Annotated in this window: 12 protein-coding genes; 1 reads left to right on the forward strand and 11 read right to left on the reverse strand. The window is 68.8% G+C overall.

Translation table 11 applies throughout. From position 1 onward, the window contains the following. Positions 1 to 36: 36 nt before the first annotated feature. The 4 genes from ISU10_RS01675 to ligD (ISU10_RS01690) form a co-directional block, all read right to left on the reverse strand. Entirely contained in the window at positions 37 to 1,116 is a 1,080-nt protein-coding gene (locus tag ISU10_RS01675) for a T6SS phospholipase effector Tle1-like catalytic domain-containing protein (RefSeq protein WP_194694595.1), read from the reverse strand. A gap of 88 nt (positions 1,117 to 1,204) precedes the next feature. Then, complete coding sequence (locus ISU10_RS23730) at positions 1,205 to 1,897, reverse strand: response regulator transcription factor (protein ID WP_194694596.1); 693 nt, start codon at positions 1,895 to 1,897, stop codon at positions 1,205 to 1,207. 265 nt (positions 1,898 to 2,162) lie between these two features. Next, positions 2,163 to 3,071: a non-homologous end-joining DNA ligase gene (ligD, locus tag ISU10_RS01685; protein WP_194694597.1), complete on the reverse strand. Its 909-nt coding sequence runs from the start codon at positions 3,069 to 3,071 to the stop codon at positions 2,163 to 2,165. Beyond that, positions 3,068 to 3,988, reverse strand: a complete 921-nt coding sequence (gene ligD / locus ISU10_RS01690; protein WP_228499230.1) for a non-homologous end-joining DNA ligase — start codon at positions 3,986 to 3,988, stop codon at positions 3,068 to 3,070. The genes ligD (ISU10_RS01685) and ligD (ISU10_RS01690) overlap by 4 nt, the downstream gene beginning before the upstream one ends. Positions 3,989 to 4,147: 159 nt before the next feature. Between ligD (ISU10_RS01690) and ku the strand changes: the two genes are divergently transcribed. Beyond that, entirely contained in the window at positions 4,148 to 5,059 is a 912-nt protein-coding gene (ku, locus tag ISU10_RS01695) for a non-homologous end joining protein Ku (RefSeq protein ID WP_194694599.1), read from the forward strand. Here ku and ISU10_RS01700 read toward each other — a convergent pair. The 7 genes from ISU10_RS01700 to ISU10_RS01730 form a co-directional block, all read right to left on the reverse strand. After that, positions 5,056 to 5,946 carry an SDR family NAD(P)-dependent oxidoreductase gene (locus tag ISU10_RS01700; RefSeq protein ID WP_370864539.1) on the reverse strand — a complete coding sequence of 297 codons (891 nt, stop codon included), beginning with the start codon at positions 5,944 to 5,946 and terminating at the stop codon, positions 5,056 to 5,058. The two genes, ku and ISU10_RS01700, sit on opposite strands and share 4 nt — an antisense overlap. Beyond that, a complete protein-coding gene (locus ISU10_RS01705) occupies positions 5,931 to 6,998 on the reverse strand; it encodes an ABC transporter permease (RefSeq protein ID WP_194694600.1) in 1,068 nt (355 codons plus the stop codon). Before ISU10_RS01705 ends, ISU10_RS01700 begins: the two co-directional genes overlap by 16 nt. Further along, positions 6,995 to 7,897, reverse strand: coding sequence for an ABC transporter ATP-binding protein (locus ISU10_RS01710; RefSeq protein WP_194694601.1), 903 nt, complete (start codon positions 7,895 to 7,897; stop codon positions 6,995 to 6,997). Before ISU10_RS01710 ends, ISU10_RS01705 begins: the two co-directional genes overlap by 4 nt. Before the next feature lie 65 nt (positions 7,898 to 7,962). After that, the gene (locus ISU10_RS01715; RefSeq protein WP_194694602.1) at positions 7,963 to 9,801 is read right to left on the reverse strand and encodes an ABC transporter ATP-binding protein; all 1,839 of its coding nucleotides are present in this window, start codon (positions 9,799 to 9,801) and stop codon (positions 7,963 to 7,965) included. After that, complete coding sequence (locus ISU10_RS01720) at positions 9,798 to 11,603, reverse strand: ABC transporter ATP-binding protein (protein WP_194694603.1); 1,806 nt, start codon at positions 11,601 to 11,603, stop codon at positions 9,798 to 9,800. The genes ISU10_RS01715 and ISU10_RS01720 overlap by 4 nt, the downstream gene beginning before the upstream one ends. Positions 11,604 to 11,704: 101 nt before the next feature. Continuing rightward, positions 11,705 to 12,805: a hypothetical protein gene (locus tag ISU10_RS01725; RefSeq protein WP_194694604.1), complete on the reverse strand. Its 1,101-nt coding sequence runs from the start codon at positions 12,803 to 12,805 to the stop codon at positions 11,705 to 11,707. Beyond that, positions 12,802 to 13,356 carry a SigE family RNA polymerase sigma factor gene (locus ISU10_RS01730; protein ID WP_194694605.1) on the reverse strand — a complete coding sequence of 185 codons (555 nt, stop codon included), beginning with the start codon at positions 13,354 to 13,356 and terminating at the stop codon, positions 12,802 to 12,804. The genes ISU10_RS01725 and ISU10_RS01730 overlap by 4 nt, the downstream gene beginning before the upstream one ends. Positions 13,357 to 13,402: the final 46 nt, after the last annotated feature.

Genomic DNA, 13,402 nt, shown 5'->3' on the forward strand with positions numbered 1-13,402 from the left:
GGGAGGGTACGTCGGGCGGCGCGAAGCGGTTCGGTCTCAGCCCGCGGAGTACGGGAAGCCCTTGGCGTGGGGCCGGTAGTCGGAGGACGCGATCTTGGCGTAGACGCTCGGGTGCACCAGGTCTCCGTCGACGACCTCGCGCGGCTTCCATCCTCCGAGCAGGCTCCAGATCCTGCCGTTCTCGTGGACGATCCCCTGGCTGCGCTCCTCGGGCGCCGCGGACCCGAGCGGGAAACCGGCCAGCCTCTTGAACGCGGACGCGTCGACCTCGAGCCCCGCCTTGACGGCCTCCTCGATCATCCAGCCGAACGCGATGTCGGAGAGCCGGTGGTCGTCGTACTGCCCGCCGACGTCGCTGTGCACGCCGGCGAACCACTGCTCGACGTACCTTCCGCCGGACGCCGCCACGGCCTTGGCGTCGAACCTGTAGGCGGGGTAGGGCCGACGCCGCTCGTCGAGCGCCATGGCGTGCCGCGCGATGTCGACGTTGGTGATGCGCCGGGTGAAGGGCCAGCGCGCCTGCTCGAACTGCGCCCTGAGGTTCAGCCAGCCGATCGTCTTGACGGTGTCCCACACGCCCAGGAACCGCACCTGGTGCTGGCTCTTGTTGAAGGGGTTGGGGAACTCCGGGTTGCCGAACCGGTCCATGAACCCGCGGCGCACCTTCCAGAACTCCTTCTCCTCACCCTCGGACGGCACGTCCTTGCCGTGTTGGGCATAGAGCTTGAGGGCGTACGGCGTGAGGTTGCCCGTGCCGGGGCGCAACAGCCCGACCGTGCGCAGCATGCCCGTGAGCGCGCGCGCCGTGTAGGCGCCGCGGGAGAACCCGAAGACGAAGATCTGGTCGCCCGGCTGGTAGTTCGCGGCCAGCCAGTCGTAGGCCTCCTCGATGTTGTCCTTGACCCCGAAACCCACGACCAGGCCGGCCACGCGCGTCGCGGCCTTGCCGATCCGGGTGACCGCACCGCGTGCGCCCATCGTGCCGACGCCAGGGTCGTAGTACACGAGCTGCGAGTCGGACTTGGCCGCCACCGCGTAGGTACGCGCGACATTGGTCGTACCGGACTCCGGCTCGTTGCTGGTGCCGTCGAGGCACACCACGAGATTGCGAGCCATGCCTCAGCATGAGGCGGGCAGGGCCGTCGGCGCTACCGCACCGGCCGCTCGAGCAACCGAAAGGTGAGGGGGCAGGGCCTCCTCCAGCTCAGCCGACGGGCTTGGTGTGCTCCAGCCGGAAGCCCACCCCGCGCACCGCGACGACGCGGTCCTGCAGCCCGGCTTCCTCGAGCTTGTGGCGCAGGCGACCGATCGTCACGTCGAGGGTCTTGGTCGAGCCGTACCAGTTCTCGTCCCAGACCTCCGACATCAGACGTCCACGCGGCACCACCTTGTCGCGGTGGGCCTCGAGCACGGTCAAGACGTCGAACTCTTTACTGGTCAGCTTGATCTCGTTCTCGCCGGCGTAGACCCGGCGGGCCTCGATGTCGAGCCGCAACCCGTAGCTGTCGTGCGCCGCGTAGGTGCCGCGCCGTCCGGTGCGCCGCAGCAGCGCGCGCACCCGGGCCTGCAGCTCCGCCAGGCCGAAGGGCTTGCTGAGGTAGTCGTCGGCGCCGCTGTCGAGGCCCACGACGCGGTCGAGCTCGCCCGTGCGTGCAGTGACGATCAGGATCGCCCCGTCGTACCCGCTCTCGCGCAGCGCCTTGCAGACGTCGAGGCCGTCCATGTCGGGCAGGGAGAGATCGAGGATGACGACATCGACGGCCTGCTCGCCGACGGCGTCCAGCACTTCGCGGCCGTTGTCGATCCACGCGACGTCATATCCCTCACGCTCGAGCGTGCGGACGAGCGGAAACGCAATATCACGCTCATCCTCGACGACGAGAACTGAACCCCCCACGGGGCCTGAGCATAGGACGATCTGCGGCGATCAGGCCGCTCATCGTGCAGAAGTTGGGCTCCACGCCGCGAGCATCGTCAGGAACTTGCGTTGGACAGTGACGCGATGGGCGCTGCGCGATCAGTGGAGCGCAGCGAAATGCCAGGTTCGGGACGTCCCCCCGGTCGTACCCGAACCTGGCAGGTTTCCTGCGCAACGCTATGTCGGCCGGCCACTCACGAAAACTACGGAACACCCACAGCACATCAACGCCTTGGTAACAAGGCTAGTGCTCGCCGGCCAGGCGTTCGAGTACCTCCTCGAACCGGAACTGCTCGAGACCCAACGGGTCCTGCGCCCCCACGTCGACCTCGTCCCACGAGACGGGCGTGGCGACGGTCGGCAGCTCGCGACCACGCAGGGAGTACGGCGACAACGTGGTCTTGGAGCCGGCGTTCTGCGACCAGTCCAAGAAGACCTTGCCCGACCTCTTCGACTTGGTCATCGTCGCGGTCACGAGCCGCGAGTGCTCCTTGGCCAGCTCCTCGGCCACCTCCTTGGCCAGCGCCGTGGACTCGTCCGGGTCGAGGCGGGGCTGGAGAGCGGCGTACAGGTGCAGGCCCTTGCTGCCGCTCGTCACGGCCTCGGTCTCCAGGTTGCGCTCGGCCAGCTTGTCGCGCACCAGCAGCGCCACCTGGCAGCACTCGTGCAGCCCGGCACCATCGCCCGGGTCGAGGTCGATCACCAGCCGGTTCGCCTTCTGCGGCCTGCCCGCCCTGGTCACCGTCCACTGATGGACGTGGAGCTCCAGCGCGGCGAGGTTGGCCAGCCAGGTCAGCGTGGCCAGGTCGTCGATGATCGGGAAGACGAGGGTGTCGCCGTTCCTCGTCCGACCACTTGCCTGGGCGCGCGAGCCGGTCGTCGGCACCTCGGCGGTGCGGACCCACTTGGGGGTTCCCGGGGGGATGTTCTTCTCGAAGAAGCTCTGCTTCTCCACGCCGTTCGGCCATCGGACCCGCGTCGCGCAGCGGTCCTTGAGCAGCGGCAGCATCGCCGGCGAGACCTGCGCGTAGTAGTTGAGCACCTCGCCCTTGGTGGTGCCGGTGCGTGGGTAGAGCACCTTGTCGAGGTTGCTCAGCTTCAGGGTGCGACCCTCGACGTCGACGCGGATCTCCTCGCCCGAACCCGGGCTCACGAGAGCAGGTCCTCCGGGGTCAGGTCGCTGCGCACGCCACGAAATGACGGCTGCCGCAACCGCTGGTTCTTCGCCGTGGCGTGGCTGTCGACGTCGATGACGATGACGGGGTCGACGAAGGTCACGCCGATGGTGTCGACCTGGGGGACCTCGTCGTCGAACGGACTCTCAGCGCGCTCGAGCGGCTGGAGCAGCGCAAGCAGCCGGGCCCCAGCCTTCGGTCCGATCCCGCTGCCGACGCGACCTCGGTACATCAGGCCCTCGGGCGTCATCTCGCCCACCAGCACGGAGGCCGGAGGTCCGACCGTCGTCCCCTCCTGCGGCTTCCAGCCGCCGATCACGAATGACGCGTTGAGCCGGTGGGCGAGCTTGAGCCAGGAGTCCGTACGGCGGTCGAAGGCGTACGTCGAGGACCTGCGCTTGCTGACCACTCCCTCGAGCCCCTGGGCCCTGGTCGCCTCGAACAGCATGTCCCCGTCGTCGTACACCGCCGGCACCTGCCAGGTCGTGTCGAGCCCGAGTGCCTCGAGCCGGGCACGCCGGTCCTCCCACGCGAGGTGGGTGAGATCCTCGCCGTCGAGGCGGAGCAGGTCGAAGACCATATAGGTCGCCGGAGTGCTGGCCGAGAGCCGCCTGGCCGTCACCGCGTTGCGCAGGTGCATCCGATCCTGCAGCATCCGGAAGTCCGGCAGTCCGTGCTCGTTGAGCGCGATGATCTCGCCGTCGACCAGCAGGTCGCGCTCCCCCAACGGAGGGGTAGCCAGCTCGGGCCACGCGACCGTGATGTCGTTGCCGTTGCGGCTGTACAGCCGCAGCCGCCCCTCACGCACCTCCGCCAGCGCCCGCACGCCATCCCACTTCACCTCGTGCACCCAAGCCTCCCCCTTCGGTACGAAGGTCCCCTTCGAGGCCAGCATTGGACGCACGCCCGCGATTATCCACAGGTCCACCCGGATAGTCCGGTACGAACGGAACCCTCGAACTCGCGACCCAGGGTTCCGACCGTCGGGGACTACCCCGTCAGCCCGGGTCACATCCACAGGCGGGAGGTCGGCGGCAAGCCGTACGCTGCAGGCATGCGAGCCATCTGGAAGGGCGCCGTGTCGTTTGGGCTGGTCAGCGTGCCAGTGAAGCTATACGCCGCGACCGAGTCCCACGACGTGTCGTTCCGTCAGGTCCACGCCAGCGACGGCGGCCGGATCAAGTACCAACGGGTCTGCTCGATCGACGGCGAGGAGGTGCCCTACTCCGACATCGCCAAGGGCTATGAGACCGAGGACGGCGAGATGGTCATCCTCGACGACGACGACTTCGCCGAGCTGCCGTCCAACTCCACCCGCGAGATCGCGGTCGAGAAGTTCGTGCCGCGCGACCAGATCGACCCGATCTGGTTCGAGAAGTCCTACTACCTCGAGCCGGAGAAGAGCGGCACCAAGCCCTACGCCCTGCTGCGTCAGGCGCTGCTCGACGCCGACCGGATGGCCGTGGTGACCGTGGCGATCCGCAACCGCACGTCGATGGCCGTACTCCGGGTGCGCGACGACGTGATCGTGCTGCAGACCATGATGTGGCCCGACGAGGTCCGCAAGCCCGACTTCTCCGTCGAGCCCGGCGAGGTCAAGGACGCCGAGGTCAAGATGGCCAACATGCTCGTCGAGACCCTCGCCGGCGACTTCGACTCCGACGAGTTCGAGGACGACTACGCCGAGGCCGTCGAGGCCCTCGTCAAGGCCAAGATCGAGGGCGGAGAGGTCAAGAAGACCCCGCAGTCGACCAAGTCCTCCGGCGAGGTCGTCGACCTGCTGGCGGCGCTGCAACGTTCGGTCGACGCCGCCAAGACCGCACGTGGCGAGTCGACGCCGTCAAGGACCAAGGACGATGACGACGACGCCAAGCCCGCCAAGAAGGCGGCGGCGAAGAAGGCCACCAGCAAGAAGTCGACGACCAAGAAGACCGCCCCCAAGAAGGCGGCGAAGAAGGCCAGCTAGCGGCCTAGGCCGCCCGTGGCCGCGTCCGAGTCGGGGTGCCGGCTGTCATAGCTGCTCATCAGGGCATCGCTCAACCTCGGCGCGATGAGGTTGAGCACCTCACCGACCCGGGCGACCTTGTTGTCGAGAGTCACCGGCCGCTCCTCGAGCGCGCGGATGACCCGGGCCGCGGCCCGCTCCGGGCTGAGAGCCTTGCGGCCTTCGTAGCCCGGCGTCGGCACCACCATCGGCGTACGCACGAGCCCGAAGCGGATGTTGGTGAACGTCACCCCGTCGGCGTAGGTCTCCCGGCCGGCGATCCGAGACCAGGTGTCGAGTGCCGTCTTGGAGGCGATGTAGGCGGTGAACTTGGGAGCCTTCATCTGCACGCCCCAGGTGCCGATGTTGACCACGTGGCCGAAGCCCTGCGCCCGCATGCCCGGCAAGAGACCCAGCATCAGCCGCACGGGTCCGAAGTAGTTGACCGCCATGGTCCGCTCGAAGTCGTGGAAGCGGCCATAGCTCAGCGTGAGGCTGCGGCGGATCGACCGTCCGGCGTTGTTGACCAGGTAGTCGACGCCACCGTGCTCGGCCAGCACCTGCTCGACCAGAGCGTCGACCGCCTCGTAGTCGGTGAGGTCGCAGACGTACGTCGATGCCCGGCCGCCGCCCGCCTCGATCGCCTCGCGCACCCGATCGAGCTCGGCCTGACGCCGGGCGACCAGCAACACGTGCGCTGCCCGCTTGGCAGCGGCGTACGCCGTCGCCTCGCCGATGCCGCTCGAGGCACCGGTGACCATCACTCGTCGTCCGGCGAGTGGACTGGTCACGCTGCCCGTGATGCGCCCGCGAAGCCGTCGCAACCGCGCCGCCGGGGTGAGCAGCAGGCGGGTCACGTGGTCTCCCACCGAAACAGCTTCGCCGCGATCGCGGTGACGACCAGGGCGAAGGCGGCGAGCACCACCATGGGCAGCAGGACAGCAGTCGCGGACTCGCCTCGCACCATCACGTCGAGCATGCCCTCGTTGAGCCACCACAACGGCAGCACGTGCGCGAGGCCTTGCAGCCACGCGGGCGCGGCGTCGAGCGGGAAGAACGACCCGCTGAGGAAGGACATCGGCAAGACGATGAAGTTGGCCATGTTGACCGCACCCTCAGTCGTCTTGGCGACCGCGCCGGCCAGCAGCCCGATCGCCATGAAGCACAACGTGCCCACCACGAGGAGCGGGATGGCGACCGGCCAGGCTCCCGTCAGGGTCAGTCCGAACGCCGCTGCTCCCAAGCCCAGGAAGATCGCCATCTGCGTCAGCGCGATCGCGATCGTGACGCTGACCCGGGCGCCGACCAGCGTGCCGGTCGGCACTGGTGAGAGCTGCAGGCGCCGGAGCAGCTTGGAGTTGCGCCAGCCGTTCAAGGTGGCAGCCGCGCCGAAGCTGGCGCTCATCGCGACCGCCCACCCCAACAGGCCGGGAGTGACGAACTGGATGACCTTGAGCGAGTCGTCCTCGACCCGCTCTGCCTGGAGCTCGTAGGTCGGGGGCTTGCCCGACAGGGCGAGGTTCGTGCTGTCGACGAATGCCCGCAGCACGCCTTGGGTCACCGCGGCCTTGACCTGGTCGGTCTGCGTGTAGTGGGCGATCAGGGTCTTGCCCCGCATCTCGACAGCGACGTCGGCGTCGCCCTTCTTGACCTTCGCGACCGACGCCTCGAGATCGTCGCTGTGAGTGATGTGGAAGGTCTCCTCGAACGTGGCCTTCTCGGCCCGCGGCATCTGGTCGATGAAGGCCACGTCGCCGACCTGGATCATCTCGACCCTCGAGGTCGACGCGTCACCGAACAGCCCGCCGAACAGCACCAGGAACATCAGCGGGAAGACGATCGCGAAGAAGACCGACGCCTTGTCGCGCACGAAGCCTCGGATGATGGCCAGGCTGAGGTTCTTGAACGCCAGGGAGCTCATGCCCGGTACTCCCTGCCGGTCAGCGACAAGAAGACGTCCTCGAGCGTGCCGGTCTGCACCTGTACGCCGGCCAGGTGCTGCTGCTCGGCCAGTGCGGACAGCACGACCGCGGGCTGACGCGTGCGCAGCACGAGGCCGGTCGAGCCCTCCGTCACGTCGTCGACCCCCGAGATCGCGAGAGCCTCCTGCGTGGAGAGCTGGCCGGGCGCCACGGTGATGCGCGTCGCTGCGTCGAGCCCGCGCACCAGGCTGGCGGGCGAGTCGAGCTGGAGGATCCGACCGTGGTCGACGATCGCGACCCGGTCACACAAGACCTCGGCCTCGTCCATGTAGTGGGTGGTGAGCACGACGGTGCGGCCGCTGTCGTTGAGGCCGGACAGCAGCTCCCACAGGTTGCGGCGGGCCTGTGGGTCCAGCGCCGCCGTGGGCTCGTCGAGGAAGACCACCTCGGGCTCGTGGACCAGCGCGCAGGCGATGGAGAGACGTTGCGCCTGTCCCCCGGACAGCTGCTCGACCCTGGTGTCGGCCTTGTCGACCAGGCCCACCCGCTCCAACCAGTCATCGGCAGTGGCGGCCTTCACGCCGTACAGGGACGCCAGGGTGTGGATCTGCTCGCGAGCGGTGAGCCGTTCGAAGAACGCCGAGCTCTGCAGCTGCACCCCGATGCGCGGCAGCAGGGCGGGGTTGCGCGGCCAGGGTGGCTCACCCAGGAGACGGATGGTGCCAGCATCGGGCTGGCGCAGCCCCTCGATCATCTCCAGAGTCGTGGTCTTGCCCGCGCCGTTGGGCCCGAGGATCCCGAAGAACTCACCCTCGGCCACCTCGAAGCTGACCGCGTCGACCGCCCGCAGCTCTCCATACGACTTGGCGAGGTCGACCACCTCGATGGCTGCGCCCACGAGGCGCGAGGCTACCCGCCGCCCTGGCGAGGACCTGTAGCTGCTGGTGCTCGGCCGGGTCCGGCTCAAGCCAACGAGCTGACCCACGCGTCGTGCAGGTCGGAGAACCGGCCCTCGCCGCCGGCGATCAGCTCGGCCGGAGTGCCGTCCTCGACGATCTGACCGTGCTCCATCACCAGCACCCTGTCGGCGATCTCGACCGTCGAGAGGCGGTGGGCGATGATCAGCGCCGTGCGCCCGGCCAGGATCGTGCGCAGCGCACGTTGGACCAGCCGCTCGGACGGGATGTCGAGCGACGAGGTCGCCTCGTCGAGGATCAGCACGGCGGGGTCGGCGAGGAAGGCACGGGCGAAGGCGACCAGCTGACGCTGGCCGGCACTCAGCACGCCGCCGCGGTTGGAGACCTGGGTGTCGTAGCCCTCGGGCAGCTCGCGGATGAAGCCGTCGGCCCCCAGAGCCTGGGCGGCCTCGACGACCTCCTCGATGCCGGCACCTGGCCGCCCGAAGCGGATGTTGTCGGCGATGGAGCCCGAGAACAGGTAGTTCTCCTGGGTCACCATCACGACAGCTCGGTGCAGTGTCTCGTCGGACAGCTCGCGCAGGTCGACACCGTCGAGCAGCACCCGTCCGTCACTCGGGTCGTAGAAGCGGGTGGCCAGCTTGGCCAGGGTCGTCTTGCCCGCGCCGGTCGTGCCGACCAGGGCCAAGGTCTGACCCGCTGGCACCTCGAGGTGGAGGTCGGGCAGCACCGGCACGCCCTCGACGTAGGAGAACCTGACGTGGTCGAAGGTGACCGCACCCTGCGGATCGGGAAGCGCCACAGGCCGCTCCGGCTCGGGCACGCCCGGCTGCTCCTCGAGCACGCCGGACAGCTTCTCGAGCGCTGCCGAGGCCGACTGGAAGGTGTTGTAGAACTGCGAGATCTCCTGCATCGGCTCGAAGAACTGGCGCAGGTAGAGCAGGAACGCGGCGAGTACGCCGACGGTGACCTCGCCGTGGAACGCGAGATAGCCGCCGTAGAGCAGCACCACGGCGATGGTGACGTTGCCGATCAGCCGGATGCCGGGCATGAACCACGCGACGAGCCGGAAGGCGACCAGGTTGGCGGCGCGGTACTGGTCGTTGACGTCGTCGAAGATCTCCTGGTTGCGGGGCTCTCGCCGAAACGCCTGGACGGCGCGGATGCCGCCCATGGACTCCACGAAGTGGACGATGACCAGCGCGACCTTCTCGCGGGTGACGCGATAGCTGCGCGCCGAAGACTTGCGGAACCAGTTGGTCAGCCACGCCAGGAACGGGCCGCACAGCAAGGCGACCAGGCCCAGCTTGAGATCGAGGAACAACAGCAGGGCGGAGGTGCCGACCAGGGTCAGGGCCGCGGTCACCAGTCCGTCGAACCCGGACTCGAGCATCTCGTAGATCGCGTCGACGTCGGAGGTCTGCCGGGAGATCACGCGCCCGGAGGTGTAGCTGTCGTGGAACGCCGGGCTCAGCCGCTGGAAGTGGCGGAACACCCGTCGCCGGATCTCGAACAGGATGTCTTGGCCGATCGTGCCGGACCGGACGAGGAACAGGTTGCGAGCGATCGCCTGGGTGATCGTGGCGATCAGCACGGCGCCGACGACCAGCAGCAGCGGCTCGAGGTTGTCGTCCTCGCGGATCGGGGGGATGCCGGTGTCGATGCCGACCTTGACCAGGTAGGGGATCGACAGACGAGCGGCGTTCTCGATCACCACGATGCCGATCAACCACTTGATGGCGGTGCGATAAGGGCGCAGCAGGTCGGCCAGCAGCCGACGCGACCGGGTCGCAAGGCGGGCGGAGGTCGCGTCGGTGAGCTCATCGCCGGCGATGTCGTCGCCAGCGACACCGCGCCAGTTCTGCTCGGTCGTCGGGGTGGTCACGAGGCGGCCTCCTCGAGATCGGCATCGGCGGCCAGCAGCTCGCGGTAGGCCGGCACCTGGTCCAGCAACTCGCGGTGGGTGCCGACGTGGGTGATGGTGCCGCGCTCGAGCAGGGCCACCCTGTCGGCCAGCATCACCGTCGAGGCCCGGTGGGCCACGATCAGGCCCGTGGTGTCGGCCAGGACGCGCCGCAGGGCCTCCTCGACGAGCTTCTCGGTGTGGACGTCGAGCGCCGACAGCGTGTCGTCGAGCACCAGCACGCGCGGCTGGGCGAGCACCGCGCGAGCCAGCGCGAGCCGCTGGCGCTGGCCACCGGAGAGCGACATGCCCTGCTCGCCGATCCGGGTGTCGAGACCCCAGGGCAGGTCGAGTGCGAAGTCGGCCTGCGACACCGAGAGCGCCTCGCTGATCTCGTCCTCACTCGCCTCTGCCCGACCCAGGGTGAGGTTCTCGCGGGCGCTCATCGAGAACAGCGTGGGCTCCTCGAAGGCCGTGGCGACCATCGAGCGCAACCGCTCCAAGGTGAAGTCGCGAAGGTCGACCCCGTCGAGGGTGATGCGTCCTCCGGTCACGTCGTAGAGGCGCGGCACCAGGGCAGTCAAGATGGTCTTGCCGCTGCCGGTCGCACCGACCAGGGCCACGGTCTCACCGGGCCTGATGTCGAGGCTGAGGTCGCGCAGCACCAGCTTGTCGGGCTCGTCGGGGAAGGCGAAGTCGACGTGCTCGAAGCGCAGGTGGCCGCCCTCGACGGCCGGCTGCTCACCCGGCCCGTCGACGATGTCGGGCTCGGTGTCGAAGATCTCGAGGATGCGAGCGGCCGCGGTCATGGCCTCCTGGGACATCGCCAGGATCACACCCAGCGAGGCGACCGGCCAGACCAGCGAGAGCATCAAGGTGATGAACGCGACCAGCTCGCCGGGGGTCAACGCGCCCCGGCCCACACCGATCGCACCGAGCAGCAGCACGACCACCACGGCGAAGTTGGGAATCACCTCGAGGAAGGTCCAGAAGCGGGCCGACAGCCGCACCTTCTCCAGGCTGGTGCCGCGCAGCTTCTGCGCCGCCTCGTCGTAGCCGCGCGAGACGTGCTCGCTGCGGCCGAACGACTTGATCACCCGGATGCCGACGGCGCCCTCCTCGGCCCGCGTGGCGAGATCGCCCTGCTCGTCCTGCACGCGGCGCGACAGCACGACATAGCCCTTCTCGAAGCGCATGGACAGCCACACGATGGGAGCCGCGGTGCAGGCCACCACCAGCCCCAGCGGCCAGTACATGTTGAGCAGGACGATGGTCACCACGGTGACCTGGAGGATGTTGATGATCAGGAACAGCAGGCCGAACCCGCTGAACCTGCGGATCGCCGACAGGTCGGTCGTCGCCCGTGAGAGCAGCTGGCCGGACTGCCACTTGCTGTGGAAGCTCATCGGCAGCTCCTGCAGCCGCGCATAGAGGTCGCGTCGCATCTCGGTCTCCATCTGGAGCACCGCGTTGGACTGGACCCAGCGCCGCCAGAAGATCAAGACGGCCTCGAGCACTCCCAGGCCCAGCGCGAGCAGCCCGAGTGGCAGCACGCCGTCGATCTCCCCGTTGGTGATGGGCCCGTCGATCAGCGCCTTGGTGACCAGCGGGATCGCGATCGAGAGCCCGACCCCGCCCAGCGCCGTGCCCAGCATGATCGCGAGCGCGAGCAGGTGGGGGCGGAGGTAGCCGCGGAGCCGCCAGAGCGACCTGACGCTGGCTGGCGGGTGTGCGTGGGGGTCGGCCTGGCTGGTGGCAGGGGCCGAGACAGAGGAGGTTGGCATCGCTTGATCGACCATACGACGACCTACCGACGTCGGTGAAATCGTTTAGCGCGGCTAACGGAATCCGTTGCCAAGGTCAACCTTCGCCCTCGCGACCCCGGTCACATGTCGTTGCCGATGAACATCGGGTCGCCGCCCTTCGGGTCCAGCGGACCGAGCTCCTCGCAGGCTCCCGCGGGGACCTCGCAGTCGTAGATCGTGAAGCCGTTCTTGTCGGGCGCCGCGACCAGCACCGTCCCGTCGGTGTCGATGGACCAGAACCCGGAGCGCTTCCCGGGTGGCTGCTCCAGCACGACGGGAGACCCGGACGGGTCTGTCGGCTCGAGCGTGCTCGACCAGTACAGGACGTACTTCCCGTCGTAGGTCAGCTGCGCGTCGATGGCGCCCCTGACCAGGTGCCACGACGACGACTCCGCGGTGTCGGGTGCGGGTCCGTCGTACAGCACGGTCCCACTGCGTACGTCGGCGACCCGGGTCTTCGATCCGGCGAAGGGCACGAGCTCATCGCTGTCGCCATAGCGCCAGATCGAGGTGCCGTCGGCGTCACGCACGAACACGGCGCCGGAGTCGATGCCGTCGATGACCAGGCCGCGACAGGACCCGCAGTCCAGGACCCGCGAGGCGACGACCTTGTCGCGCGCGGTGTCGATCACCTTCAGCACCACCGCGTCGTCCTGCTCCAGCGCATAGGCCACCAGTGGCTCGGACGCGTCGGCCTTGGCAGTCGGGCGGAACCGTCCGGGCGTGCGCGCTCCCTTGTCGAGCGTCTTGGTCGTACCGTCCTCCTGCACCAGCAACAGGTCTCCGCGGGCGTAGTACACGACGCCCTGCTCGGTCGCCACGGCATCGGTGTCGAGCCACTCCAGGCCCGACGCGTCGACCGTGCGGCCGCCGATGTGCAGGGTGTACCCGGGGTCGCCGTAGGCCTGCAGGCCGTGGGAGAAGTCCATCTGGCCGAGCGGCTCGACCGCGGTGTCGGGGCGAGGGCCACCACCCGACCCCGTCATCAACGCGGCGCCGACCGCTGCGACCGCGACGAGAGCGGCAGCCCCGGCACCTCCGGTCAGCAGGCGACGACGACGGCGCAGGACGCGTCCGCGGGCGACGGCGCTGCCCATGTTGCCACCCGGTGGCGCCACAGCCTCCAGGCGCTCGTCGAGCAGGTCGCGCAACTGGGTGTCGAGGTCACTTCTGGGGCTCATGACTGGTTCCCCTCGGTCAGGCCGGTCATCCGGCGGAGGTTGTTGAGGGCGTCGGCCGCCTGGGACTTGACGGTTCCGCGCGAGCAGCCGAGCACCTCGGCGATCTCGATCTCGCTCAGACCCTCGTAGTAGCGCAGCACCAGCACGGCTCGTTGCCGCGGCGCCAGTCGGCCCAGAGCGGACCAGAGGGCGTCGCGATCGGCGACCTGCTGGTCCGGTGGCGACGTCGGCGAGTCCCACGTGTCGACGGCATCGGTGAGGTGCTCGGGTCGTCGCGCTGCCCACCGGCGCGCGCCGAGCACCTCGTTGACGACCATCCGGCGCAGGTAGGCCTCCGGCTCGTCGGCACCCGACACACGTCGCCACGACGCATAGGCCTTGGCGTACGCCGACTGCAGCGCATCCTCCGCAGCTCCCGCATCCCGTGCGATCGCGTAGGCCGTGCGATACATCCGCGGCCACGTGACGGCGTAGAAGTCGGCGTAGTCCGGGTCCGTCACGCGGACCCCGTTCTCCACGTCGTCCGTGGCCAGCACCCCGAGCAGCTCCATGCCCTCTTGATGCCATGCCGACCACGACGGTTGGGGCGGCGGCCAG

Source organism: Nocardioides agariphilus (assembly GCF_015352445.1).
In the GTDB taxonomy this organism is placed as follows: domain Bacteria; phylum Actinomycetota; class Actinomycetes; order Propionibacteriales; family Nocardioidaceae; genus Nocardioides; species Nocardioides agariphilus.